At 38.1% G+C, this 26,621-nt stretch carries 28 protein-coding genes; 19 read left to right on the top strand and 9 right to left on the bottom strand.

Going from position 1 to position 26,621, the window contains the following annotated elements; all coding sequences use genetic code 11:
• Genes FCR2A7T_RS13845 through FCR2A7T_RS13830 form a run of 4 tightly spaced genes read left to right on the top strand, consistent with a single transcriptional unit; the run spans position 1 to position 2,057 of the window.
• A complete protein-coding gene (locus FCR2A7T_RS13845) occupies positions 1–228 on the top strand; it encodes a DUF6095 family protein (protein ID WP_035118711.1) in 228 nt (75 codons plus the stop codon).
• On the top strand, positions 215–790 hold the full coding sequence (locus FCR2A7T_RS13840; RefSeq protein WP_023571926.1) for a DUF1572 family protein: 576 nt from the start codon (positions 215–217) through the stop codon (positions 788–790). Before FCR2A7T_RS13845 ends, FCR2A7T_RS13840 begins: the two co-directional genes overlap by 14 nt.
• The gene (locus tag FCR2A7T_RS13835; RefSeq protein WP_035118708.1) at positions 787–1,158 is read left to right on the top strand and encodes a hypothetical protein; all 372 of its coding nucleotides are present in this window, start codon (positions 787–789) and stop codon (positions 1,156–1,158) included. Before FCR2A7T_RS13840 ends, FCR2A7T_RS13835 begins: the two co-directional genes overlap by 4 nt.
• Before the next feature lie 41 nt (positions 1,159–1,199).
• On the top strand, positions 1,200–2,057 hold the full coding sequence (locus FCR2A7T_RS13830) for a TerC family protein (protein WP_023571925.1): 858 nt from the start codon (positions 1,200–1,202) through the stop codon (positions 2,055–2,057).
• 271 nt (positions 2,058–2,328) lie between these two features.
• On the opposite strand, the gene FCR2A7T_RS13820 is transcribed toward FCR2A7T_RS13830, so the two are convergent.
• Together FCR2A7T_RS13820 and FCR2A7T_RS13815 are read right to left on the bottom strand one after the other, a co-directional pair.
• Positions 2,329–5,034, bottom strand: a complete 2,706-nt coding sequence (locus FCR2A7T_RS13820) for a DNA gyrase/topoisomerase IV subunit A (RefSeq protein WP_023571923.1) — start codon at positions 5,032–5,034, stop codon at positions 2,329–2,331.
• Between the two features lie 48 nt (positions 5,035–5,082).
• On the bottom strand, positions 5,083–6,939 hold the full coding sequence (locus FCR2A7T_RS13815; RefSeq protein WP_023571922.1) for a DNA topoisomerase IV subunit B: 1,857 nt from the start codon (positions 6,937–6,939) through the stop codon (positions 5,083–5,085).
• Positions 6,940–7,133: 194 nt separating this feature from the next.
• Between FCR2A7T_RS13815 and FCR2A7T_RS13810 the strand changes: the two genes are divergently transcribed.
• Positions 7,134–9,743, top strand: coding sequence for a TonB-dependent receptor (locus tag FCR2A7T_RS13810; RefSeq protein WP_023571920.1), 2,610 nt, complete (start codon positions 7,134–7,136; stop codon positions 9,741–9,743).
• A 43-nt stretch (positions 9,744–9,786) separates the two neighbouring features.
• Here the strand turns inward: FCR2A7T_RS13810 and FCR2A7T_RS13805 are convergent, their stop codons facing one another.
• From FCR2A7T_RS13805 to ychF, 3 genes are all read right to left on the bottom strand, one after another.
• Complete coding sequence (locus tag FCR2A7T_RS13805) at positions 9,787–10,470, bottom strand: TIGR02117 family protein (RefSeq protein WP_023571919.1); 684 nt, start codon at positions 10,468–10,470, stop codon at positions 9,787–9,789.
• 86 nt (positions 10,471–10,556) lie between these two features.
• Positions 10,557–11,084, bottom strand: coding sequence for an NADPH-dependent FMN reductase (locus tag FCR2A7T_RS13800; protein ID WP_023571918.1), 528 nt, complete (start codon positions 11,082–11,084; stop codon positions 10,557–10,559).
• Positions 11,085–11,214: 130 nt separating this feature from the next.
• Entirely contained in the window at positions 11,215–12,309 is a 1,095-nt protein-coding gene (ychF, locus tag FCR2A7T_RS13795; protein ID WP_023571917.1) for a redox-regulated ATPase YchF, read from the bottom strand.
• Between the two features lie 250 nt (positions 12,310–12,559).
• On the opposite strand from ychF, the gene FCR2A7T_RS13790 reads away from it, so the two are divergent.
• The gene (locus tag FCR2A7T_RS13790; RefSeq protein ID WP_023571916.1) at positions 12,560–13,096 is read left to right on the top strand and encodes a hypothetical protein; all 537 of its coding nucleotides are present in this window, start codon (positions 12,560–12,562) and stop codon (positions 13,094–13,096) included.
• Between the two features lie 42 nt (positions 13,097–13,138).
• Here FCR2A7T_RS13790 and FCR2A7T_RS13785 read toward each other — a convergent pair whose 3' ends face one another.
• Complete coding sequence (locus FCR2A7T_RS13785) at positions 13,139–13,489, bottom strand: 4Fe-4S dicluster domain-containing protein (RefSeq protein WP_023571915.1); 351 nt, start codon at positions 13,487–13,489, stop codon at positions 13,139–13,141.
• Between the two features lie 68 nt (positions 13,490–13,557).
• Here FCR2A7T_RS13785 and FCR2A7T_RS13780 point away from each other — a divergent pair, with 68 nt between their 5' ends.
• The 7 genes from FCR2A7T_RS13780 to FCR2A7T_RS13750 all read left to right on the top strand — a co-directional run bounded on the left by FCR2A7T_RS13780 (position 13,558) and on the right by FCR2A7T_RS13750 (position 18,812).
• A complete protein-coding gene (locus FCR2A7T_RS13780) occupies positions 13,558–14,616 on the top strand; it encodes an acyl-CoA reductase (protein WP_023571914.1) in 1,059 nt (352 codons plus the stop codon).
• A 100-nt stretch (positions 14,617–14,716) separates the two neighbouring features.
• Positions 14,717–15,118, top strand: a complete 402-nt coding sequence (locus tag FCR2A7T_RS13775; protein ID WP_023571913.1) for an LNS2 domain-containing protein — start codon at positions 14,717–14,719, stop codon at positions 15,116–15,118.
• A gap of 3 nt (positions 15,119–15,121) precedes the next feature.
• Positions 15,122–16,192, top strand: coding sequence for a 3-phosphoserine/phosphohydroxythreonine transaminase (serC, locus tag FCR2A7T_RS13770; protein ID WP_023571912.1), 1,071 nt, complete (start codon positions 15,122–15,124; stop codon positions 16,190–16,192).
• Positions 16,193–16,258: 66 nt separating this feature from the next.
• The gene (locus FCR2A7T_RS13765; RefSeq protein WP_035118767.1) at positions 16,259–17,215 is read left to right on the top strand and encodes a D-2-hydroxyacid dehydrogenase; all 957 of its coding nucleotides are present in this window, start codon (positions 16,259–16,261) and stop codon (positions 17,213–17,215) included.
• Positions 17,216–17,363: 148 nt separating this feature from the next.
• Positions 17,364–17,915, top strand: coding sequence for a hypothetical protein (locus FCR2A7T_RS13760; RefSeq protein WP_023571910.1), 552 nt, complete (start codon positions 17,364–17,366; stop codon positions 17,913–17,915).
• 104 nt (positions 17,916–18,019) lie between these two features.
• Positions 18,020–18,457, top strand: a complete 438-nt coding sequence (locus FCR2A7T_RS13755; protein ID WP_023571909.1) for a DUF6146 family protein — start codon at positions 18,020–18,022, stop codon at positions 18,455–18,457.
• A gap of 28 nt (positions 18,458–18,485) precedes the next feature.
• Positions 18,486–18,812 carry a DUF6787 family protein gene (locus tag FCR2A7T_RS13750; RefSeq protein WP_023571908.1) on the top strand — a complete coding sequence of 109 codons (327 nt, stop codon included), beginning with the start codon at positions 18,486–18,488 and terminating at the stop codon, positions 18,810–18,812.
• 23 nt (positions 18,813–18,835) lie between these two features.
• Here FCR2A7T_RS13750 and FCR2A7T_RS13745 read toward each other — a convergent pair whose 3' ends face one another.
• From FCR2A7T_RS13745 to msrA, 3 genes are read right to left on the bottom strand one after another with little or no spacing between them, the layout of a single operon-like run.
• Positions 18,836–19,141: a hypothetical protein gene (locus tag FCR2A7T_RS13745; protein ID WP_023571907.1), complete on the bottom strand. Its 306-nt coding sequence runs from the start codon at positions 19,139–19,141 to the stop codon at positions 18,836–18,838.
• 42 nt (positions 19,142–19,183) lie between these two features.
• Positions 19,184–19,855, bottom strand: coding sequence for a GTP cyclohydrolase I FolE (gene folE / locus FCR2A7T_RS13740; protein ID WP_023571906.1), 672 nt, complete (start codon positions 19,853–19,855; stop codon positions 19,184–19,186).
• Positions 19,856–19,875: 20 nt separating this feature from the next.
• On the bottom strand, positions 19,876–20,442 hold the full coding sequence (msrA, locus tag FCR2A7T_RS13735; RefSeq protein WP_051369573.1) for a peptide-methionine (S)-S-oxide reductase MsrA: 567 nt from the start codon (positions 20,440–20,442) through the stop codon (positions 19,876–19,878).
• 223 nt (positions 20,443–20,665) lie between these two features.
• Here msrA and FCR2A7T_RS13730 point away from each other — a divergent pair, with 223 nt between their 5' ends.
• The 6 genes from FCR2A7T_RS13730 to FCR2A7T_RS13705 all read left to right on the top strand — a co-directional run bounded on the left by FCR2A7T_RS13730 (position 20,666) and on the right by FCR2A7T_RS13705 (position 26,532).
• Positions 20,666–21,343 carry an ABC transporter ATP-binding protein gene (locus FCR2A7T_RS13730; protein ID WP_023571904.1) on the top strand — a complete coding sequence of 226 codons (678 nt, stop codon included), beginning with the start codon at positions 20,666–20,668 and terminating at the stop codon, positions 21,341–21,343.
• Complete coding sequence (locus FCR2A7T_RS13725; protein WP_023571903.1) at positions 21,344–22,108, top strand: TIGR02757 family protein; 765 nt, start codon at positions 21,344–21,346, stop codon at positions 22,106–22,108.
• Between the two features lie 133 nt (positions 22,109–22,241).
• Positions 22,242–23,456, top strand: a complete 1,215-nt coding sequence (locus FCR2A7T_RS13720) for a HEAT repeat domain-containing protein (RefSeq protein ID WP_035118704.1) — start codon at positions 22,242–22,244, stop codon at positions 23,454–23,456.
• A complete protein-coding gene (locus tag FCR2A7T_RS13715) occupies positions 23,453–24,886 on the top strand; it encodes a glycosyltransferase family 2 protein (RefSeq protein ID WP_023571902.1) in 1,434 nt (477 codons plus the stop codon). Before FCR2A7T_RS13720 ends, FCR2A7T_RS13715 begins: the two co-directional genes overlap by 4 nt.
• Positions 24,883–26,133: a YaiO family outer membrane beta-barrel protein gene (locus FCR2A7T_RS13710; protein WP_035118702.1), complete on the top strand. Its 1,251-nt coding sequence runs from the start codon at positions 24,883–24,885 to the stop codon at positions 26,131–26,133. Before FCR2A7T_RS13715 ends, FCR2A7T_RS13710 begins: the two co-directional genes overlap by 4 nt.
• A 27-nt stretch (positions 26,134–26,160) precedes the next feature.
• Positions 26,161–26,532, top strand: a complete 372-nt coding sequence (locus FCR2A7T_RS13705; protein WP_023571900.1) for a response regulator transcription factor — start codon at positions 26,161–26,163, stop codon at positions 26,530–26,532.
• Positions 26,533–26,621: the final 89 nt, after the last annotated feature.

The raw sequence follows: 26,621 nt of genomic DNA, 5'->3' as shown, positions 1-26,621 counted from the left end.
ATGGGAACAAATAAAACTCTTTTAGTAAAAGGTGTTCGCTATCTGGCGTATGCATTACCACTGATGTTTATCGGACCCTCTATAATTCACAGTTCGTTTAAAAACCAAAACCATCCGTTTTACATTCCGATTTTAGGAATAGGCATTATATTCTGCCTCGGATCCGGTTTCTTGATGTATAAAGGAATACAAACCATGATGAAAGGGATATTCGATGGAAACGGATAATCAATACCTAGAAAGTGTAAAAAAACAGTTTCTCTACTATAAAACCATCGGAGAAAAAGCGATGCACCAACTCGAACCGGAACAATTGTTTGTTTCAATAAACGAAGACACCAATTCGATTTCGGTAATTGTAAAACATTTGTCCGGAAACATGCTTTCGCGTTGGACCGATTTTCTAACTTCCGACGGCGAAAAAGAATGGCGAAACCGTGACGATGAATTCGAACAAACCCTAAAAACCAAAGAAGAACTAATGACGCTTTGGGATAAAGGCTGGAATTGTTTTTTTGAGGCGATAAACGCTTTAACTCCGGAACAACTTTCGCAAATCATTTACATTCGAAACGAAGGCCATACCGTGATGGAAGCGATAAACCGACAACTGGCACATTATCCGTATCATGTGGGACAAATTGTGTTTTATGCCAAAATGCTAAAAAAATCAGATTGGACGAGTCTTTCCATACCTAAAAACAAATCCAACGATTACAATGCCGAAAAATTTTCAAAAGAGAAAAGCACCAAGCATTTCACGGATGACGAACTTAACAAACTGAAATGAAAAAAATATACTTACTTCCAATATTGGCTCTTCTTGCTTCCTGCTACAATCAGGAGCGCAACTGTAAAGATTATAAAACCGGAAAATTCGAATTTATACAGGATATCGACGGACAACAGAAAAAATCAGTTTTCGAACGGACCGAAAACCTTCAAATCGAAACGTTCAACGGAAAAACCGATTCAGCTTCCGTGCGTTGGGTAAGCGATTGCGAATTTGTCCTTCAAAAATTACATCCGAAAAACATGCAGGAAAAAAAAGCTATCGGTATGAAAATACTGACTACCAGCAACAAAGGGTACACATTTGAATATGCTTTTGTGGGTGATGCAAAAAAACAACGCGGCACTGTAACAAAAATCGATTAACTTACGTTTAACAGCAGAATTTTAAATATAAAAAACAAAAAATGGAATTATTACTCAACCCGGATGCTTGGATTGCTTTATTAACCTTAACCTTTCTTGAAATCATTCTCGGAATCGATAACATCGTATTCCTTTCCATCGTTTCCGGAAAACTAAAAGCCGAAGACCAACCAAAAGCCAGAAGAATAGGTCTTTTGCTGGCAATGGCGTTCAGAATTGTATTGCTTTTCGGAATTACCTGGGTTTTAAGTTTACAAGATGTATTGTTCCATATCAACACCGATTTCTTTAGTGCCGGAGTAACCGGACAAAGTTTAATTATTTTTGGTGGTGGTTTGTTCCTATTGTACAAATCGGTTTCCGAAATTCACCACAAACTGGAAGGTGAAGAAGAAAGCGAAAAAGGAAAAGCCAGCAACTCACTTTCCAATGCAATTATTCAGATTGCTTTGTTAAATCTAGTGTTCTCTTTCGACAGTATTTTAACTGCAGTAGGGTTAATCAGCATGAAAGATCCTTCCCAGGGAGGATTTGGCTATGAAGGCGCATTGGCTATTATGATTTTATCCATCATTATTTCAATTGCTATTATGATGATTTTTGCCGGACCGGTGAGCAAATTCGTAAACGAACATCCAACAATCCAGATTCTTGGTTTATCGTTCCTTATTTTAATTGGTGTAATGCTTTTGGCAGAAGGTTCGCATTTGGCGCATTTTAAATTCTTCGGTGGCGAAGAGGTGCACAGTATTCCGAAAGGCTATTTGTATTTCTCTATTTTCTTCTCTCTATTCGTGGAATTCCTGAATTTAAAAATGAAGAAAGGCAAAAAACCGGTACAGTTACACAACAGTACCATTATGGATAAAAAGTTGGAAGATACAGACGTTACGAATTAATTGAAAATGATGAACAAATCAAATAGCAGCCGTAATTTTGCTCTGAATCCAACAAAAAAGACATTGTGGACTTTCGGATTACTTTGGCTAATTGGAAATCTGTTACTATTAACTGCGATGACGGATTTGTTTACTGAAAATCCATTTAATAAATCCATGAAACCTGACATCATACTTATTTTCATGTTCGGGTATTCAACATTAACGATTATAAATCTTTTCAGAAGATATTTTAAACAAAAAAGCGCTCAAAATTGAGCGCTTTTTTTATTTATTCCAACGATAAGGTTATCTGACCGTCTTCGTCTAATTCAATATTATAATCGGTTAATTCAACATCTTGGTTAACCTCCAGTTCTTCCGGAACAACCTCAACAGGTTCTTCATACGGCAAGGATTCCAACAGATTCACCTGTTTCAGTTTGTCTGTCGTTAATTGATTCCCTAACGCTTTAATACCTTTAACGGCAATAAACTGTTCCATATCAATGGTCTGGTTTTCTTTCTGAACGCCTTTCACTTTAGCAAAAACAAGTTCTGCAACCGGACGCCAATCGGTGGAAACAATTTCCAGTTGTGACTTCTCGTGCTCCGATATAAAAATTTCCTCTTTGTTTTCGTTTTCAACTAAGAAACGTTTGATATAATAACGCTCTTTTTCGCCATCGTAATAAATCGCAGATATCGGCTTTTTCGGATGCCATTTTTCCAAAACCACCATATCTTCATCGAAATGCGTGGTTAACTCCGGAATAATCGTTTTGAGTTTTCCCGATTGGTTGATAATCAGCAAACGGTCGTTCGGACGGAATTCGCCCAACAACTCGCCTCTTCCATCCACATTCAGTCGCTGTACGGTATCGTCAAACCAAATCTTACGCGGACGCAAGGTCGAAATCCCTTTTTCTTTCAGTTCGATTTTCTTGATTGGATATTTCGAAACAGTATTTCCTTTGGAAGCACGGCCTTTGATGGCAATGTCGGCGAAATCGATGTCCCATTTCAGTTTTTTCACGCTGCCGACTTGTCGTAGCAAAACGGTAACCACTTCGGCTTCACCATTCGGGTTGTGGGAGAAATACAAGACTTGCGAACCCGGTTTTTCCTGCGTCAGATCGTACGCTTTATCACGTGTAACACCCGAAACATTGAATCGTTTGATAAACGAAGAACCCGATTTTCCGTCGCGGTAAATCATGTTGTAAATCGTCCGCTTGTCGTTTTTGTCGAAAACCGCCACGTGAATAATGTCTTTCCCAACGAACTTCTTATCATCCACTTTTGAAATCATCATTTTTCCGTCACGAAGGAAGACAATCACGTCATCAATATCCGAACAATCCGCAACGTATTCGTCTTTTTTCAGTCCGGTTCCGATGAAACCTTCTTCACGGTTTACGTATAATTTTGTGTTACGTAACACTACTTTTGTCGCCTCAATATTATCGAAACTTCTCAATTCCGTTTGGCGTTCACGCCCTTTTCCGTATTTCTCTTTCAATTTTGAAAAATAATCGACCGCAAAATCAATCAGGTGTTCCAAATTGTATTTTACCTTTTCCATTTCCTCTTCCAACTTCGCGATGTGCTCATCAGCTTTATCAGAATCAAAACGGGTAATACGAATCATCGGAATTTGCGTTAATTTCTGCAAATCTTCATCAACAATATCACGCACCAATATTTTTCGGAACGATTCAAAACGCTTGTACATGTATTCAAATAATTCTTCCTTATTCGAATACAATTTGAAATCGATGTACATTTCTTCGCGGATGAATATTTTTTCCAAGGTTGAAAAATGCCACTTGGCTTCCAATTCCTCCAGATGAATTTCCAACTCACGTTTTAACAGCTGAACCGTTCTTTCGGTAGATATTTTCAGCATGGCAGAAACTCCGATAAACAACGGCTTATGGTTTTCAATTACACATCCTAACGGTGCAATCGAAGTCTCACAAGCGGTAAAAGCGTATAAAGCATCGATGGTTTTATCCGGAGAAACGCCTGGCGGAAGATGAATTAAAATTTCAACCTCAGCGGCGGTATTATCTTCAATTTTTTTGACTTTGATTTTCCCTTTTTCGTTTGCTTTCAGAATACTGTCAATCAACGAAGACGTATTAGTGGAAAACGGAATCTGGGAAATCACCAATGTCTGTTTGTCTAACTGACCAATTTTCGCACGCACACGCACACGTCCGCCACGCAAACCGTCGTTGTAATTGGAAACATCTGCAATTCCGGCAGTTGGGAAATCAGGGAAAAGTGTAAACGGTTTCCCTTTTAATATTTTAATGGAAGCATCAATCAGCTCATTAAAGTTGTGCGGTAAAATTTTGGTTGATAAACCTACAGCAATACCTTCTCCACCCTGCGCTAACAATAGCGGAAACTTTACCGGAAGATTAATCGGTTCCGCACGACGACCGTCATAGGAAACGCCCCATTCGGTAATTTTTGGTGAATACAAAATATCATGACCAAGTTTACTGATACGCGCCTCGATATAACGGGAAGCCGCAGCACCGTCACCTGTTAGGATATTCCCCCAGTTTCCTTGGCAATCGATTAATAAATCTTTCTGCCCGATTTGCACCATCGCATCCCCGATACTCGCATCTCCGTGAGGGTGATACTGCATCGTATGACCGACTACGTTCGCCACTTTATTATAACGACCGTCGTCCAACTCTTTCATGGAGTGCATAATACGACGCTGCACCGGTTTGAATCCGTCCTCGATAGCAGGTACGGCACGCTCCAGAATTACATAAGAAGCGTAATCCAGAAACCAGTCTTTGTACATTCCGGTTACTTTGGTAATCGTTTCATCGGAACTTTCGTTGTTTTCGTAAAAATGATGTCCGCTCGAAACACGAATATCGTCAAAACCTTCCTCGTTAGTGGATTCGTTTTGATTGTCGAGATTTTCGTCTTCGTTTTCGGGTATGATATTTTCTTCGTCTTCGTTCATAGTCTACAGTTAACAATTTTCGGTTAACGGTTTATTTAAATAGTACTTTTAAGCCTCTTCCACAACATCCAGTTCCACTTTCAGGTTATTAATGATAAATTCCTGACGGTCCGGCGTGTTTTTACCCATATAGAATTCCAATAAGGTTTCGATAGAGGTCGCTTTGTCTAACATAACAGGATCCAAGCGAATGCTTTCTCCGATGAAATTCTTGAACTCATCCGGTGAAATCTCTCCCAATCCCTTGAATCGCGTGATTTCCGGTTTTGGCTTTAATTTTTCGATGGCATCGATACGCTCCTGTTCGCTGTAACAGTAAATTGTTTCTTTACGGTTACGCACACGGAACAACGGCGTCTGTAAAATATACAAATGCCCTTCTTTGATTAATTCCGGGAAAAATTGCAGAAAAAAAGTAATCAACAACAAACGGATGTGCATACCATCGACATCGGCATCGGTGGCGATTACGATATTGTTGTATCGTAAATCTTCCATGCTTTCTTCAATGTTCAAAGCCGCCTGAAGTAAGTTGAATTCCTCATTCTCATACACAATCTTCTTGGTCATTCCGTAAGAGTTCAACGGCTTACCACGCAAACTGAAAACCGCCTGGGTATTCACATCACGCGATTTGGTTATCGAACCGGATGCGGAATCTCCCTCGGTGATGAAAAGCGTACTTTCCAGGCTTCGCGGGTTTTTGGCATCGGTTAAATGCACGCGGCAATCGCGTAATTTCTTATTGTGAAGACTTGCTTTTTTTGCTCTGTCTTTGGCTAACTTACGAATACCGGAAAGCTCTTTACGCTCTCTTTCGGCCTGTAAAATTTTGCGTAATAACGCATCGGCCACTTCCGGGTTTTTATGAAGGAAATTGTCTAATTTGGTTTTGATAAAATCGTTTACGAATGTTCGAACGGATGGCGAATTCGGTCCCATATCCGTTGAACCCAATTTCGTTTTGGTCTGCGATTCGAAAACCGGCTCTTCCACTTTCACAGAAATCGCCGAAACAATCGACTTACGGATATCCGACGCCTCGAAAGGTTTGTTGTAGAATTCTTTAATCGTACGGACAACCGCTTCACGGAAAGCACCTAAATGCGTTCCACCCTGCGTCGTATTTTGTCCGTTTACAAAGGAATAATATTCTTCGGAATACTGTGTTTTACTGTGCGTTAAGGCTATTTCGATATCATCACCCAAAAGATGGATAATCGGATACACCATGTCTTCTTCGGAAATGGTTTCTTCCAATAAATCCTTCAGTCCGTTATCGGAATAGTATTTTTCACCATTGTAGATTATTGTTAAACCTGTATTCAGGTAACAATAATTTTTGAGCATCTTAACGATGTACTCGTTTCGGTATTTGTAGTTTTTAAAGATGGCTTCATCGGCTACGAAAGTCACCTTGGTTCCTTTACGTTTGGTAGTTTCGGTGATATCTTCCTCCAACGTAAGGTTTCCTGCTGAGAATTCCGCCGCTTTCTGTTGGTTATCCCGTACGGATTCCACTCGGAAATAATTCGATAAGGCGTTCACCGCTTTGGTTCCGACCCCATTCAGACCGACCGATTTCTTAAATGCTTTGGAATCGTACTTTCCTCCCGTATTCATTTTGGAAACCACATCAACCACTTTCCCTAACGGGATACCACGACCGTAATCGCGAACGGATACGGTTTTGTCTTTCACGGTAACTTCAATGGTTTTACCGGCGCCCATTACAAACTCATCGATACAGTTATCAAGCACCTCTTTCAGAAGGATGTAAATACCATCATCCGGGGAAGAACCGTCGCCTAATTTCCCGATGTACATTCCGGGACGCATACGGATATGCTCTTTCCAGTCGAGGGAACGGATATTGTCTTCGGTGTACTGATTTTGCTCTAGCATATAGAATTTTTGGAATTTCTGCTAATATAAAGGAATTCTCGAAAATTTGAAATACTATACCGGGAAAGTTATCAATAACTTACCGATAAAAAAGGCGAATTATTTTAAAAATAAAAATCTTACAACAAATTTTCAAAAACGTTTATTTTTTAACATTTTTTTATATTTTTGATTAAAATTTAACTAAACCAACTATGAAAAAACACATCTTAATGCTTTTATTAACACTGGGGATTTCCATTATGGGACATGCCCAGAAAACCATCACCGGAAATGTCAGTGATCAAAAAGGGCAACCGGTCGCAGGAGCCACTATCCTCGAAAAAGGAACACAAAACGGTACAACTGCAGATGATGGCGGAAACTTTTCCATCAAAGTAAAAACCGAAAACGCCGTATTGGTAATCAGTTCATTAGGTTACAAAAAAACGGAAGTTAAAGCTTCAGGAAATTCCGTTTCGGTAGTATTGGAAGAAGAAGGACAGGAACTTCAGGAAGTCCAAATCCAAACGGTAGGTTCGAGAAATACCAAAAGAACAGTGGTTGACTCTCCGGTTGCGGTAGATATTATTAACGTAAGTGACGTGGTGAATAAAACCGGTCAAGTTGAAATCAATCAGTTATTACAATATGCAGCGCCTTCGTTTAATGCCAGTAAACAATCGGGATCTGACGGTGCCGACCACATTGACCCTGCAACTTTAAGAGGTTTAGGTCCGGATCAGACCTTAGTTTTGATTAACGGAAAAAGACGCCATCAGTCTTCTTTGGTTAACCTTTTCGGTTCCAGAGGACGTGGAAATACCGGTACCGATATGAACGCAATTCCGGCGGCTTCCATCAAAAGAATTGAAGTTTTAAGAGACGGTGCTTCTGCGCAATACGGTTCTGATGCTATTGCCGGAGTTATCAATATTGTTTTAAAAGACAATGTGGGTGAATTCAACGGAAATGTTACCTATGGTGCTTTCAACGCTTCCACCCCTTATTCCGGAGATATAAAATCGAGTGGAATTGATGGTAACACCGTTCAGATTAACGGAAATTACGGATTCAAAATTAAAGAAAAAGGATTCTTAAATGCAACGGTGGATGTAATGAAAAAAGACCACACCAATCGTCCTGCCAATGCTGACAAATACAGTATTTACAGAGAACAGTTTGGTGATGCGGAAGCTAAAAATGCCAGTTTATTTTTAAACGGATCCATCGCCACGGGAACAAACTCTGATTTTTATTTCTTTGGCGGAACCAGCTACAGGGATTCGGATGCTTTTGCCTATACACGATCAGCCGACAGCCCGAGAAACATTCCGGAAATTTATCCGAATGGCTTCAATCCGATTATAGGTACGAAAATCATGGACAATTCACTATCTGCGGGTTTCCGAACAAAATTAGCAAAATGGGATGTCGACTTTAACAACACTTTCGGGATGAACCGTTTCATGTATGACATTCACAATACTCTAAACGCTTCATTACAAACCAATTCCCCTACTTCATTTGATGCAGGTGGACACCAGTTAATGCAAAACACAACCGGAATTCATTTTACAAGACATTTTGACAACGTTAGAAACGGACTTAACGTAGCTTTCGGTACTGAATATCGTGTAGAGAATTTCAAAATTTTTGCCGGCGAACAGGCTTCTTACTCTTTGTATGATGTAAACGGTGATGTTGTAACTACTGCTACCAATCCGGCAGATTATGTATACGATGGAAACGGAGATCCTCGTCCCGGCGGCTCACAAGGGTTCCCGGGATATAGTCCGGACAACGAGGTAAACAAATCGAGAGGAAATTTTGCCGCATACCTTGACACCGAATTGGATATTTCCGATGTGGTAACCGCAGCAGCAGCCGTTCGCTATGAAAACTACAGCGATTTCGGAAGCACCTTCAACATGAAATGGGCACAGCGTTTCAAATTATCGGAAGCATCCGGTATTCGTTACTCTTTAAGTTCCGGTTTCAGAGCACCTTCTTTGGCGCAAAAATATTACAATCTGAAATTTACGGATTATGTAAGCGGTGTGGCTTCAGAAACATTATTGGCTAACAATGACAGTCCGATTACAGCAGCTTTTGGTGTTGACAAATTAAAACAGGAAAAAGCCTTCAATGCGAGTTTAGGCTATACGTACAAAAAAGGAAAATTCACGGCGACTGTTGACGGTTACTTTGTAAATGTAAAAGACCGTATCGTTTTAACAGGTCAGTTTGACGGAAGCAGCTTAGGTTTAAATGTAGCAAACGTTCAGTTTTTTGCCAATGCCATCAGTACCAGAACTATTGGTTTGGACATGGTTATGTCGTATGACAAATCGTTTGGAAAAAGCACTATCAGTACTTCCCTTATCGGAAACTTAAACAAAATGTTTATCGGAGAAGTAAAAGGAAACGAAATTTTAAACACAGAAGAAGACAAAGAAACGTTGTTTGGAAAACGTGAAAAGTATTTCTTATTAGCGTCTGCGCCACAAAGCAAATTCGGTTGGAACCTAAACTACAACTACAACAAGAAGTTCAACACCAATTTGAGATTTACCCGTTTCGGATCGGTAGAATTAATTGACTGGTTGGATACTGTGGATCATTATGGCGCAAAAATTGTAACCGACTTATCTTTCGGATATCAGTTCACTTCAAAAATAGGACTGACTATCGGTGCCAACAATCTTTTAAACATTTATCCTGATATTCAGGATACTGAAACAGAAACCGGAGGTAATTTTGACTCCGTACAAATGGGTTCGAACGGAACTTTTGGATTTGCAAGGCTTAACTTCAAATTCTAAAAAAACAAAAATCCCGTCTCGTTTAAAACAAGACGGGATTTTTTTATTGATAATGGTAAAAAATTCCTTTATCGTAAACCGTCCACAAACTGGCTTTTTGACGTGCGGCTTTTAACGCGCTGTTAGCCCAGGTATTACAGGTATAAAACAAACTGTAACTTCCTTTTGCTTCGTAAAAAGCATCGTTATTTCCATAAGTATAATTTGTCGCGATTTGTAGCAGACGTTCATTTTTAATCTGGAAAGATGCCTCAATATAAGAAACCAATTTAGCGTAATTCTCCTTTGATATGAGGATCTTTTTACACGATTCATCTTCCCTCATGTTTTTATAAAATGTGGTATGAATGGCACTGGAACTTAATCCGGTAGCGGCTTTTAAAGCGGTACTCATTTTTAAATCGGCCCAAGTTGGCGTTTCCAGATAAAATCCTTTGTCTCCCCATCCGAAAGCTACATATTTAGCCGAAAAATCTTTAGCTTTAGTATTTTCGATGCGTACGGATTCAGACCAGTCTTTAACTTCATTTTGCAACGGAACTACGATATCCGTATGCACTCCGTTCGACAAAAGGAAAATTTCAACTTCTTTGGGTTGCTGAAAAGCATTGTTATTGACGGCAATCCTTGAAAGCAACAAGACAGCAATAATATATACTAATAGGAAACCGATAATTCCTGAAACCGTCCAAAACAGAACTTTAAAACTCCTCTTAATTGCTTTCATTTTTGACACTTTGTTGAATTGATACTACGAATTCCATTTTTCTGAATTCTTTAGTAAGCAATTACAATTTTCAAGCCAAAAAGAAATCAAAAACTAAAATTTCTTACAATATCTTTTATTTGATTGTCAAAATCCGGATTTGAAATTTTATGTTGCTCTAAATCAAAGTTTTGATCAAAAAGGGGTAGCGAAAAAGTTGCCTTAATATCAGCACCATAACGCGGAAAGGCATTTTTAGCAATTTCAAGTACATTAGCTCCTCCTCTGCCGCCGGGCGAAGTTGCCATTAACAGCATCGGTTTCTGCTGAAACACTTTTCCGTTTATTCTGGAAGCCCAATCAAATAAGCTTTTAAAAGCGGCGGTATAATTGCTGTTATTTTCAGCCATGGAAACCACCAACATATCGGCGGAAGCAATTTTATCCAGAAAATCCTGAGCCTGTTGCGGTTGCCCGATTTCTTTTTCCAAATCGACACTAAACAGTGGTATGGTAAAATCGTTTAAATCCAAAACTTCAACCTCAGCATTTTCGAACAAATGCGAAACATACGTCGCTAATTTTTTATTAATGGAATTCCTGCTGTTACTTGCTCCGAAGGCTATGATTTTCATGATTATTATGTTTGATTTGTCTAAAGTAATAAAATTCAACGCAAAGGCGAAACTTGCAATATGAATTAAAAAAGAAAACCTGCAAAATTACGTTTGCAGGTTTCTGTATTCTATTCTCTATTTTCTTTAATTACACATTAAAACGGAAATGCATCACATCACCATCTTTAACGATATATTCTTTTCCTTCCACTCTTAATTTTCCGGCTTCTTTCACTTTTGCTTCGGAACCGAAATTAGAGAAATCCTCGAAAGCAATAACTTCCGCGCGGATGAATCCTTTTTCGAAATCAGTATGGATTACTCCGGCTGCTTTTGGCGCGGTATCTCCGATTTTGATAGTCCACGCACGTACTTCTTTCACTCCTGCTGTAAAATACGTTTGCAGGTTTAATAATTTGTATGCTGCACGAATCAATACTGCGGAACCTGGTTCTGTTAATCCCATATCTTCCAGAAACACCTGACGTTCTTCGTAACTTTCCAATTCGGTGATATCGGCTTCTGCTCCTACCGAAAGTACGATTACTTCGGCTTGTTCGTCTTTTACCATTTCACGAACCTGATCTACATATTTGTTTCCGTTAACCGCCGAAGCTTCGTCAACGTTACAAACATACAATACCGGTTTTGTGGTAATCAATTGGAAATCTTCCATCAAATCAATTTCATCCTGATTTTGAGGAACTATCGTACGCGCCGATTTTGCTTGCATTAACGCTTCACGGATTCTGTCTAACAAAGCTTTTTCAGCCTGCGCTTCTTTGTTTCCGGTTTTGGCAGCGCGGTTTACTTTTTCCAAACGCTTATCAATCGTTTCCAAGTCTTTCAACTGCAATTCGATATCGATGGTTTCTTTATCACGGATTGGATTTACATTACCATCAACGTGCACAATATTATCGTTATCAAAACAACGCAAAACATGAATGATAGCATTACATTCTCTGATGTTTCCAAGGAATTGATTTCCCAAACCTTCTCCTTTACTTGCTCCTTTAACCAATCCTGCAATATCTACGATATCTACAGTCGCCATTTGCACGCGCTCCGGTTTTACCAATTCTTCCAAACGGTTAATTCTCGGATCGGGTACGTTTACCACACCGATATTCGGCTCGATGGTACAAAACGGAAAGTTAGCACTTTGCGCTTTTGCATTGGATAAACAATTGAATAAAGTTGATTTACCTACGTTTGGCAATCCTACAATTCCTGCTTTCATTTTCTATAAGTTTACAATCGGTGTACCGACTACTAATTCGCTATTCTGTTATATCCCTGATTTCGGGAGTGCAAATATAGTTTATTATTCGCAAGTATAAAACTGATAGCCAATCAAGAAATATGCTGACGATAAGTTTCGGTAAATACATCTAATATGTTAATACTATAATTTAAAAGTGAAATTATGTAATTGACAGAAAAATATTTAATGTAAATTTGTAATGTACTAATTTTTAAATAATTACATTATGAAAAAAGTATTTTTAGGAGTAGTAGCAATAGTGTTTTCAGGAAATTGTTTTGCTCAGAACACTAACGTTCAACAGGAAGTAAAAACCACTGTCACCACTATTAAAGATTCTGACGGGGAGAAAAAAATCATTTCAACAAAAGAACTTAAAGAGGTTCAGGATGTTGAACTTAAAGATGCCGAATCAAAAAAAATAAACAAAGAGATGACGCTGGCTCCGGCTCAGGTTACGGAAAAAATTCAGGTTACTGTAGATGGTGTTAGCCGCTATGTCGATAAAGACCGCTCCGGTTATTATATGTATAAAGGTGAAAAATACCAGATGCTTTTGGATAAAGTCGGATATACCATAATGAATCCCACAACCAAAAAACAACTGGCGGTTTTAAGAGAAACTTCCAACAATGGGTTTATAGTGAAAGGAAAAACCAGAATATCAATGGGGCATTTTGACAACGACGGTAATCTTGTAATTGAAAGCTATGATGAAAAAACCGACTCCATAATGAAAGAAAAAGCAGAATTAATCAAGTAAACTTCAAAATAAAAAAATCCCGAGAACAACTCGGGATTTTTTTTATTCGTTATGCAAAAAGGCTTGTCTGTTCAGTAACGTTTCTTCTGATTCTACGTGGTTATCATCCGGCACGCAACAATCTACCGGACAAACGGCAGCACATTGTGGCTCTTCATGGAAACCTTTACATTCCGTACATTTTCCGGGAACGATGTAATAAATATCATCAGAAATCGGAGTTTGAGCAGCATCAGAATCAACTTCAGTTCCGTCAGGTAACACAATTTTTCCGGATAAACGGGTTCCGTCTTTCCAGCGCCAATCGTCTGCACCTTCATATATTGCTGTATTCGGACACTCCGGTTCGCAGGCTCCGCAGTTAATACATTCGTCTGTTATAATAATTGCCATAGCGTATATTAATTTTTAGCTGTAAATTTGCACAAAATTACAATCAAAACCTTTCATAAACAAATTATATGAACCTCAATCAGAAAAAAACAGCTTTTATTGCTTTAGGTCAGTTTTTAAGCCAATTTTCATTGGACAACTCCGCTAAAAAAGAAAGCGTTCTTTATAATGATTTGTTTTTCGACCGGTTTTTGGATTTAATCGCATTGTCACAGAGCCACAACGGTTGGTTTACGCCGGAACAGGTTCATTTTTCAATAACTTCATGGGCAGAAGCCTTAACGGAAGAAAACCTGAACCAATGGTTATCAAACTATGATTTCTCAACTGTTCAGCCCAAAACAATCGGACTTATTCTTGCCGGAAATATTCCGTTGGTAGGTTTTCACGATTTTTTATCGGTTTTGATTTCAGGGCATAACGTCATGGTTAAAACCTCTTCCAACGATCAGAAATTATTGCCTTTTTTAGCCGAATATCTGATTGCCGTAGAACCAAATCTTGCGGAAAGCATCACTTTCGCGGAAGGAAAACTGGAAAATTTTGATGCTGTAATTGCGACCGGAAGCAACAACACCGCTCGTTATTTCGAATATTATTTTAAAGACAAACCAAGCATCATCCGCAAAAACAGAAATTCGGTTGCGGTTTTAAACGGACAGGAATCTAAAGAAGATTTGATTGGGTTAGGCGAAGATATTTTCCGTTATTTCGGATTGGGTTGTCGTAATGTTTCAAAATTGTTTGTTCCGAGAGGTTACGATTTCAAACTGTTTTTTGATGCGATTTACGAATACGGCGACATCATTTACTATGAAAAATATGCCAACAATTACGATTACAACAAAGCTGTTTTCTTAATGAGCCTGTTTCCACTGTTAGACAATGAATTTTTAACGCTGAAAGAAGACGAAAGTTATGCTTCTCCCATTTCATCCGTTTTCTATGAATTTTACGACGATTTGGAAACTGTAAAAACCAAACTGTTAGAAGATTCGGAAAAAATCCAGTGTATCGTGTCCAATAATTTAATTAATGACAGTATTTCTTTCGGTTCATCGCAAAAACCAAAATTATGGGATTATGCCGATAATGTCGATACCATTTCATTTTTATTAAAAATATAGCTTTAAATCCCTAAAACCATATTAATCGTCCCTTTCGCATTTTTTTAGTGCTGAAGTCATTTTTTTTTTGGAAATTTGCTTGCATTAAACACACAACATAATGCAATTAGAACACAAAGACAACATTAGTCCGGTTTTAAAAGACGGGATTAAGAACTACCTCATTGACATTGACGGTACAATCACGGAAGACGTTCCCAACGAACAACCCGAGAGAATGGCAACCTGCGAACCGTTTCCAGACGCCTTGGAAACCATCAACAAATGGTACGACGAAGGCCATCAGATTTGTTTTTTTACCTCCAGAACCGAAGAACACCGTGAAGTAACCTTAGAATGGCTTAACAAACACGGATTTAAATTCCACAGCCTTTTAGTAGGCAAACCACGTGGCGGAAATTACCATTGGATCGACAATCATTTGGTAAAAGCAACCCGTTATACCGGGAAATTTACCGACTTGGTAGAAAAAGAAGTAGTAATTCAGGTTTTTAAAGATTAAGTAATGAAAAAACATAATTTTAGCGCCGGCCCGTGCATTTTACCTCAGGAAGTTTTTGAGAAAGCAGCACAGGCCGTTTTAAATTTCAATAATTCCGGTTTATCCATTTTAGAAATTTCCCACCGCGATAAAGCATTTGTAGCCGTTATGGAAGATGCCAGAGCTTTGGCTTTGGAGCTTTTAGGTTTAACCGGAAAAGGCTATCAGGCTTTGTTTTTACAAGGTGGCGCCAGTATGGAGTTTTTAAGAATTCCGTACAACCTAATGAAAATCGACGGAAAAGCAGCTTATCTGGACACCGGAACCTGGGCAAACGGAGCCATAAAAGAAGCCAAAGCTTTTGGTGAAACCATTGTAGTAGCTTCCTCCAAACCGGAAAACTACAACCATATTCCAAAAGAATACAGCATTCCGTCTGATGCCAATTATTTTCACTGTACCAGCAACAATACCATTTTCGGAACACAAATGAAAAGTTTTCCGGAAACGAATGTTCCGATGGTTTGCGATATGAGTTCGGATATTTTTTCCAGAACTTTAGATTTTTCAAAATTCGATTTGATTTACGCCGGTGCTCAGAAAAACATGGGCCCTGCCGGAGTGACGCTTATCGTAGTTAAAGAAGAAATTCTTGGTAAAACCGGAAGAACGATTCCGAACATCATGAACTATCAGCAACATATCGAAAAAGAAAGTATGTACAATACTCCGGCTGTTTTTGCGGTGTACACCTCACTTTTAACCATGCAGTGGCTGAAAAATCTAGGCGGAATTCCGGCAATCGAAAAACGAAACGAAGCCAAAGCGCAGTTACTTTATAACGAAATCGACAGAAACCCGTTATTCAAAGGCACCACCGTAAAAGAAGACCGTTCAAACATGAACGCGACTTTCCTTTTAAACGATGAAGCGCACAAAGAAGTATTCGACTCAATGTGGAAAGCAGCCGGAATTTCAGGAATTAACGGACACCGTTCGGTTGGTGGTTATCGTGCTTCAATGTACAATGCCTTACCGATTGAAAGCGTTCAGGTTTTAGTAGACGTAATGAAAGAATTAGAAAACAAAATATAGTTGATTTGGTTATTTGTTTCTTCGATTAAGCAAATAACCAAATTATCAAATCAACAAATCAACACAATGAAAGTATTAGCAAACGACGGACTTTCTCAAAGCGGAATAGCTGCTCTAGAAAAAGCCGGATTTGAAGTTATAACAACCAAAGTGGCTCAGGAACAGGTAGCCAATTATATCAATACCAATAACGTAAGTGTTATTTTGGTGCGTAGTGCAACCAAAGTACGTCAGGATATTATCGACAGTTGTCCGTCTTTAAAAATCATCGGTCGCGGTGGTGTGGGTATGGACAATATCGATGTAAAATATGCCGTGGAAAAAGGAATTCACGTGATCAACACCCCTGCTTCTTCTTCAGAATCGGTGGCCGAATTGGTTTTTGCACACTTGTTCTCCGGAGCACGTTTTTTACACGATGCCAACAGAAACATGCCTTTAGACGGTGATTCGCAATTCAACAACCTTAAAAAAGCATATGCCAACGGTATTGAACTTCGCGGAAAAACTATTGGAATCATAGGTTTCGGACGTATTGGCCGTGAAGTGGCAAGAATGGCTTTAGGATTGGGAATGAAAGTAATTGCTTCCGACAAATATGTGGATGAAGCTACTATTAAAGTAGATTTTTACAACGGACAGTTCATCAATGTGGACATTGAAACCGAACCGATAGAAGATATTTTAAAACATTCGGATTTCATTACCCTTCACGTTCCGGCTCAGGACGGTTATGTAATCGGCAAAGAAGAAATCAGTCTGATGAAAGACGGTGTAGGAATTGTAAACTGTGCACGTGGCGGTGTAATTGATGAAGTCGCGTTAATCGATGCCTTAGACGAGGGCAAAGTACTGTTCGCAGGCCTAGATGTTTTTGAAGAAGAACCAACACCGGCCATTCAGGTTTTAATGAATCCGAAAATTTCAATGACGCCACACATTGGTGCTGCGACTTTGGAAGCCCAGGACAGAATCGGAACCGAATTAGCCGAGCAGATAATTGGCTTGTTGAAAAACAACTAATTCACTGAAATACAAAATCTTACAACACGTGCATTTGTAGCAAAAAATAACCGCTGCAAATGCACGTTTTTTTATTTAGCAGCTAACATCTTAAAATCTGTAACCTTTTTTTGCTTAAATTTGATATTCAACCTTAAATAATATTCCCATGTTAGATCAGATATCAGAATTAGTGAAACAGTTTGGAGGCGAAGCTATTGTTAACAACCAATCCGTTCCAAACGAGCATAATGAGGCTGTTATGAATGAAACCAGCAATTCCATTTTGTCCGGATTAAAAAACATAGTAGCTCAGGGAAACGTAAACGATGTTGCCGGGTTATTAAAAAACGGAAATATTGATGCTTCAAATCCTGTTGTGCAGCAGTTAACACAACAACTTTCGGGTAATTTGGGTGAGAAATTCGGTTTAAGCAACGATGCAGCTTCAGGCGTTGCCGGAAATATGATTCCGAAAGTTTTAGGCTCTCTAATCGGTAAAGCGAACGACCCGAACCAACCGGGTTTCAATGTTTCCGATATTGTAAATTCTATTGGTGGAAATTCCGGACTGATGGATGCCGTTTCCAAATACGGCGGGCAATTCGGCTTAGATCAAAATAAAGACGGAAAAGTAGACATGAGCGATGCCACGGCCGCACTATCTGGAAAAAGTGGCGGTTTTTTAGGCGGTTTGCTCGGAAAACTTTTCGGAAAATAAAGCCAAGATAATTTAGAAAGCCAAGCAAACCAATGTTTGGCTTTTTTGTTAAATAGCGTTTTATTTTAAATGAATTTCAGTAACTTTATAGAAAACCCATTACGATGAAAAACGGTGTTCTTTTAGTAATTTTTCTTTTTATGGCGTTGCTTTTCGGTTGTGATTCCAGTACAAAACCCATTAGCGATAACAGTTCTGTTAAAGCTTTGAACGATACGGTTCGCATTGTCAATAAAGAACTGGATTACGAAGTAACAATTATAGATCCGGGTTTCAATTCGTGGTTACAATCTACAGCCAGACCACGAGGTTTTTACACACAAGCTCATCTGGAAAGCCGCAATATTCCCTGGATAATCGAATGGAATAACCGTGCCCGTTCCCCAAAAAACAGTCGGGACAGGGATTTATTTCAAATGGAGGTAAATTACCAAAACGGGATCAATTATGGCTATGAAGTAAATTACTTGATTTATAATTATCTGGTATATTTTCAAATAAAAAATAATATTCGCCTTGGAGGTTTTACGCCTCGTCCATAATTTGTATTTTTGACCATATTTCAAAAAAATGTCAAATTTAAAAGAGCGCTGGAATATTAAAAGCAATTGGCAGATGGCAATTATTTTTGTCGTTTTTGCCATTACCGGAACTACCGCTTCTTATCTTTCAAAGCCCATTTTGGCTTGGCTTGGTATTACAAAAGACAATTTACATCCTGTTTTATACTGGATCCTTTATATTTTGATTATCCTTCCTGTTTACAAAGTGCTTTTGGTAACTATCGGTACTATTTTTGGGCAACATACCTTCTTTAAAAACTTTGTTTTCAAGATGCTTCGCGGCATGAAATTGGGATTTATTGCCGATTTATTCGGAAATAAAAAAGGAGTTTAAACTATAAACCCCTTTTCTGTCTTCTATATTGTATTCTCTTTCTTTATCAAATAAGTATACACCCACGTAAGTGTAAACGTTGGAATAAAATCGAGTCCGGGAAGCAATTCTTCCACAAAAACCGTTATTCCACCCACAGTTCCCACCGTACCTTTATACATTCGCGCAAGAAGAAAACCCGCTATTGGCGCCCACACTATATCGGTTAGTTCTGCCACAAACGGAATGCCGTAAGAGACATAGCCAATGGCATCAAAAAGCAGACTTAAAATCAAGTGCTTTGTTTTATTGGATTTTGAAGTTTGTACCACTATCTCTTGTGACATCATTATTTGTATTTAGTATCACAATGACCTCAAAATCAATGCCAATTATTGCTCTTTCTTCAATAAATTAAAAAAATCGTTCCGCATTTCCTTTTCTTCAAAAACGCCTCCATATTGTAAAGTCGTTGTATAACTGGACGCATCTTTGATGCCGCGACTTGAGACACAAAGATGAGTAGCTTCAAGAACCACTATCACATCCTCGGTATTTAAAACATCACATAATTCATTATAGATCTGAACAGTCATGCGCTCCTGTACCTGCGGGCGACGTGCAAAGTAATCCACGATACGGTTTAATTTCGACAGCCCTATCACTTTTCCGCCAGACACATAAGCTATGTGCGCTTTACCGATAATGGGTAAAAAATGATGTTCGCAAGTAGAATTAAAATTAATGTTTGCCTCTACCAGCATTTTGTCATAATTGTAACTGTTTTCGAAAACCGAAATCTTTGGTCGGTTGTCCGGATGCAGACCACTGAATATTTCCTGAACATACATTTTCGCTACCCGATGTGGTGTTCCCTTCAAACTGTCATCGGTTAAATCCAAACCCAACTCTTCCATAATTGCTTTAAAATGCTGTTCAATCACAACCATTTTCTCTTCGTCGGATTTCAAAAATGCATCGGGTCGAAGTGGTGTTTCTATAGAAGTCATCTGATGATCGTCACCTATGATTTCAAAAAGTTCTTTTTCTGTTACGTTTTCCATGAAAGAAGTGCTTTTTAGGATTAGTTTTTAAGTTTCGATTTGTAGTTCTTTTTCAATTTATCCAATTTAGGAGCGATAACCGCCATACAATAGCCCTGATTTTTATTTCGGTTGTAATAATTCTTATGATAGTCTTCAGCAACATAAAACGTCACGGCAGGAGAAATCTTTGTAACTACTTTTTTTCCGTAAATATTTTGTGTATTCAACAGACTGATAAAGTTTTCAGCCGCTTTTTTCTGTGCTTCTGAATGGTAAAAAATTTCACTGCGGTATTGCGTTCCCACGTCGGCTCCCTGACGGTTTAAAGTTGTTGGATCGTGTGTTCCGAAAAACACTTCCAGCAAATCCTCATAGGAAATCAACTCCGGATTATAGGTAATTTCGATAGCCTCGGCATGACCGGTTGTTCCCTCGCACACCTCTTCGTAGGTTGGATTCTTAACTTTACCTCCAGTGTAACCCGGAAGAACTTTCTCCACCCCTTTTATTTCTAAAAACAATGCTTCTGTACACCAAAAACAACCTCCGGCAAACGTAGCTTTTTCTAAATTCTGATCTTCTGTAACTTTTTTTTCTGTTTCCATACCGGCTTTGCTTTTATTTTCTTTGCCTTCACACGCAAAAGTAATGAGGGCTAAACAACATATAAATAAATTTTTCATAACCTTTATTTTGTTTAACAAATATACCAAATAATTAAACACTAATTTTTCTTTAACGAAACTTTATTACTTTACATACGTATTTTATGCTCTATGAGATTTAATTTTTCATCATTTAATTTGTTTCTTTGTCAAAACGAATACCATGATTAAGGCTAACAACATTCATAAATATTTCGACAAACTTCATGTTTTAAAAGGTGTAAACCTTCATATCCAAAAAGGAGAAATCGTTTCTATCGTTGGTGCTTCCGGTGCCGGAAAAACAACTCTTTTGCAAATTATGGGAACGCTGGACAAACCAACTACAGAGAAAAATTCTTCTTTGGTAATTAATGGCGAAGATGTCTTAAAAATGAATGACAAAGCTTTATCCCGATTCCGAAATTTACAATTGGGATTCATTTTTCAGTTTCATCAGCTTTTACCTGAATTTACAGCGTTGGAGAATGTTTGCATTCCCGCTTTCATAGCAGGAAAAGACAAAAAGGAAACCGAAGAAGAAGCCAAAAAACTATTGGATTATTTGGGATTATCACATCGTTACGATCATAAACCGGGAGAACTTTCCGGCGGGGAACAACAACGTGTTGCGGTTGCCAGAGCATTAATCAACAAACCGGCTGTTATTTTTGCCGATGAGCCTTCCGGGAATCTCGACACCCATTCTGCCGAAAATTTACACCAATTATTCTTTAAACTTCGTGACGAATTCGGGCAGACTTTTGTAATTGTGACCCACAATGAAGACTTAGCAAATATGGCCGACCGAAAACTGATTATGGTGGATGGCGATATCCGAAACGAAGTAGTGAAAAATTAAATGGATATTTCCGAGTTAAAGTCTTTTCTCGACGAAAAAGTCGAAGTATACAACCGTCCGGATTTTATCGAAAGTGATCCGATACAGATTCCGCATCTTTTTACGCAAAAAGAAGATATTGAGATTGCCGGTTTTCTAGCTGCCACCATTGCATGGGGAAACCGCAAAATGATTATCAACAACGCTAAAAAAATGATGGATTTGATGGGAAATGCACCATACGATTTCATCATGTCGCATAACGAGGATGATTTGGAACGCTTTTCTACTTTTGTACACCGCACCTTCAACAGTCAGGATTTCGTTGGATTTATTAAAAGTCTGCAACACATTTACCAAAATCATAACGGACTTGAAGCCGTATTTGGAGCCCATCAGGAACCGAATTCCATGCAGAAAAGTATTTCGGAGTTTAAGAAAACCTTTTTTGAAATCAACCATTTACCCCGAACAGAAAAACACATTTCCGATCCAATGAACGGTTCGGCAGCCAAACGCATCAATATGTACCTGCGATGGATGTGCCGCCAAGACAACAAAGGCGTGGATTTGGGAATTTGGAAAAGTATTTCTCCGGCAACACTTTCCTGCCCTTTAGATGTGCATTCCGGAAACGTAGCCCGAAAACTGGAATTGCTTACCCGAAAACAAAACGATGCCAAAGCGTTATTTGAATTGGATACAAACCTTCGTTTATTAGATGCAAACGACCCGGTAAAATACGACTTTGCCTTATTTGGATTAGGTGTTTTTGAAGAATTTTAATCAATTAAAACATTCAACTAACTATTAACCAATTTTTTATCTATATTTGAGCGAAATTTTGATTTTTATTCAAGGATTCCCCCAAATCTGTTATATAAAAACCTAAATAACCTTGACATTGTGATAATTTTTTATGATTAATCCTTTTTTAGTCTTATCTAAAGATGAAACCCGAAATCTGATTCGTGAAATCGGGAATTTAAATTCTCTGTCAGAATTCGATTATTTTAACAATCTTATACCTACTTTATCGGACACTTCATTTTCCCCCGAATTCATAGTAAGTGTTTTGAAATTCATAGTAATTCCGCTTTTTGTATTATTTATTACACTACTGGTTTTCTCATTGGTTATCAACCGCTATAAACATGAACAATTAGCACTTAAAAAAAGAGAAATCGACACTTTAGTAAATGATTTTTTAACTGAAATTATTTTCTCCAGTTACAGCGGAAAAGAAATGAAGGAAAAAATAGCCGATTTCAAAACCCAAATCCCATACGACGAAAAATGGTGCCGTTATGTAATCCTTAATAAACTAATCCATTTCAAACAAAACATTCACGGTTTCGATCAGAATCAGATTTTATTAGTTTACAAATATTTTGGCTTGCAAAGTTACAGTCAGCGTTTAATCAATGACCGAAGATGGTATTTCAAATCGCTGGGCATATACCATTATCAGGTTTTAGATTATAAAATTAAAAAAGGACAGCTCAAATCCTTTTTACATCATAAAAATAAATACCTACGTTCGAACGCTTTAATTGCTACCATTGCGTTATCCGATGAAAAATTCGGTGTTTTGGACAATTACACCGAAAAAATTTCAAGAGCCGACGAACTAAAAATTCTGGATATCATTTATCAGAAAAAATCCAAACTTCCCGAAAATATCGTGAAATGGATTTACCACGAAAACAATTCCATCGTAATTCTGGCGTTGAAACTTATAATTCGATATAAAGAACAACTGACCATTACTCAAATAAATCATCTTTTACAAAACAACGATGTTCTGGTTCGTAAAGAAACCTTATTGGCCATCAGAGAACTGGAATTGCGTGAAGCCAACGAAACACTGATTGATCATTATCCAACAGAAAGCAACAAACGAAACCGGATTTCCTGTTTAAAAACGCTGGGAATCATCGGAAATACTAAAACGCTGCAATTCGCCACTGAAATTTTAACCTCGGAAAACGATCTGGAAATCAAATTCGAAATCGTAAACTGCATCAATAAAATTGACAAAACTTATTTTGACAATTTTACCGCAGAAAATGAAACTGAAAACAATACCATTAAAAAGATCGTGTTACACGTTACTAATCCCTATCTGAATTGAAAACGTTAGAATTTTTTATAAAACATTACGAAACTTTTGCGGCTTATTATTCGATAAGCTATGTGATTTTGTATTTGCTTTTGGCACTATTGTCGTATTTAGCGATTAAGAAATATTACAATTCAAAATATTATCTGCACAAAGGCGTATTGGTGAAATCGAACCATACGGTTGGCGTTTCCATCATTGCACCGGCTTTTAATGAATCGGCAACAATTGTTTACAACGTAAAATCCTTATTGTCACAGGAATACCCGAAATTCGAAGTCATTATCATTAACGATGGCAGTACAGACAACTCTTTAGATTTGCTTATTTCCGAATTCAGCCTGGTGAAAGTCGACTTTTTTTATCAGGAAAAGATTCATACACAACCCGTTAGAGGACATTATAAATCAACCAACCCTATCTATTCAAAATTATTGGTTATCGATAAAGTGAATGGTAACAGCAAAGCCGATGCTTCGAATGCCGGAATCAATTCTGCAAAATATTCGCTTTTCCTTTGTACCGATGTGGATTGTATTTTACGAAAAGATGCGGTCGCCATCTTAGCCAAACCTTTCATTGAAAATACCGAAAAAGTTATCGCAACCGGAGCCACCATACGAATTTCTAATTCTTGTGAATTTAAAGACGGTGAATTGTACCAATCGCATTATCCGGATAACTTTTTTGCACGATTTCAGGAATTGGAATACATCCGTGCCTTTATTTTCGGAAGAATGGCATGGAGTAAAATGAACAGCTTACTTTTAGTATCCGGCGGACTCGGAATGTTCGACAAAGAAACCGTAATTAAAGTAGGTGGTTATTGGCATAAATCGTTGGGAGAAGATATCGAACTGATTACCCGTATGCGAAAATACATGCATGAGAAAAAGGAAAATTTCCTAATCAAATACATTCCCGAGACCTTGTGTTGGACAGAAGTTCCCAGTAGCATGGAATTGTTCATGAAACAGCGTACAAGATGGGCGCGCGGACTGATTCAGACCCTAACTTTACACAAAAAAGTCTTTCTGAATCCGAAATACGGCAAAACCGGATTGCTCGCCTTTCCTTATTTTGTATTCTTTGAATTTGCCGTTCCAATATTAGAGGTTATCGGACTTACGGTATTGGTATTAGATTTACTGTTTTTCGACATTAATTACCATTTCTTACTGATTGTGAGCGTTTTCATTTATTTGTTTTACACCGCAATCACATTATTATCAGTGCTTTTGGATCAGTTGGTGTACCAGCATTATTCAAACATTAAAGAAATGCTTACCTTAATTGTAATGGTGTTTCTGGAACCGTTTATTTACCATCCGTTAAACGTGTATGCTTCCTTAAAAGGATATTGGAATTTCCTGAGAAGAAAAGAACAAAAATGGGGTGTTATGTCGCGCAAAGGATTTATTAATTCAAATCAGAAACCATGAAAAAAGTAGTATTCATACTAATTTTCAATCTTATATATTCAATCGGTTTACAAGCCCAAAAAATAGATACAGACAGTCTTTTGGTAAAAACTGCATTCGAATTAAATACCAATAAAAATTACGCAAAAACAATCGAGTTGTCGCGTTTAGGCATCAAAAAAGCGCCTAATTATTTAGACTTTCACCTGGTTTTGGGAAGAGCCTTTTGGATGACACAACAAAAAGACAGTGCGCGGTTTTATTTCAATCATGTCATAACCGAAAATCCAAAATACAAAGAGGCGTTCAGTTATCTTTCGAAATTGGAAATCGAGGAAAAAAACAGCAACAATGCTATTGTTGTTTTAGACAAAGCCATCACTTTTTATCCGGAGGAAAAAGAATTCTATCTGTTGAAATCGGATGCCATTGCTTTGGAAAAAGACGATGAAAAATCCATCCAATACCTGAATTCCGTTGCCGAAAAATTTCCTGATGATAAAAATTTACAAAATCAGCTAACCGAATTAAAACTGAAATCCGTTTCCGACCGCATCGGGTTGAATTACAATTTCACCACTTTCAGTCGCAATGGCGTTGGACCGTGGCATTTAATAGGATTACAATACATCCGAGAACGAAAAAAGCTGACCTTAATCGGCCGCGTCAACTTTGCTGATCGTCGTTATTTCGGGGAAAGTGTGAATTCGGGATTCCAATCGGAGTTTGAAACCTATTTCACTCATGGCAAAAAAAGTTATTCGTTTGCCAATGTTGCTTTGGGTGACAATACTGTTTTTCCAACACTTCGCGCCGCTTATTCCTTTTTTCACACGTTAGGAAAAAGCTGGGAAGGCGATTTAGGCGTACGTTATACAAGAACTGTAGATAAAGATTTAGGAACCGGAGTAGTAGGCATTGGGAAATATGTTGGTTCGTATTGGTTCAATCTGAAATCGTATTGGCAATGGGAAAACAGTAAAATGTATCCGGCTTTTACCGCTACGACACGCTATTATTTCGATACCAAATACGATTATGCAACTGTAATTGCCGGTTATGGAACTTCTCCAGACGAAAGAGTAACTTTGGGACAATTTCAACAAAGAGTTGCCTTAAGTTCCTACAGAATCGGAGCCGGATATTACAAACTGTTATGGGAACATTATTGTGTGGGTTTACAAGGAATGGTTAACCGTCAGGAATACACTCCAAATGCTTTTCAAAACGAATTCGATTTGTTTTTTTCAATTCAGTACAAATTTTAAATCTCTAAAATTAAATACCGCATAAGCATGAAAAAAATATTACTTATTGAAGATGATAAGATTATCATCAATATTTTGGATTTTCTTCTGAAAAAGGAAGGATTTGAAACCCATATCGCCACAGACGGGATTCAGGGAATCGAAAAAATAGAAACGGTACTTCCCGATTTAATCATTTCGGATATTATGATGCCTTTCAAATCCGGTTTGGAAATTACACTGTTTTCAAAAACCAATTATCCGAACATTCCAATAATCATGATTTCCTCGTTGGGAAAAGAAGATCAAACCGTTGTGGAAGTTTCCAATTTAGGCGTTGACGATTTCATAGCTAAACCTTTTGATCCGACAGAATTAGTTAAAAAAGTAAAACATTTATTGCAAACGAATTTGGTATAATTCTACTTTACACTTATTTCCGAAGACTAACTGATTACATCGATATTAGTCAATTAGCAATAACTGACTCAGAAATTGTATCTTTGCAC

It is taken from the genome of Flavobacterium cauense R2A-7, assembly GCF_000498475.1.
Classification (GTDB): Bacteria; Bacteroidota; Bacteroidia; order Flavobacteriales; family Flavobacteriaceae; genus Flavobacterium; species Flavobacterium cauense.
Note: the sequence above shows the minus strand (reverse complement) of the source record. Positions and strands in the feature narration are given on the sequence as shown.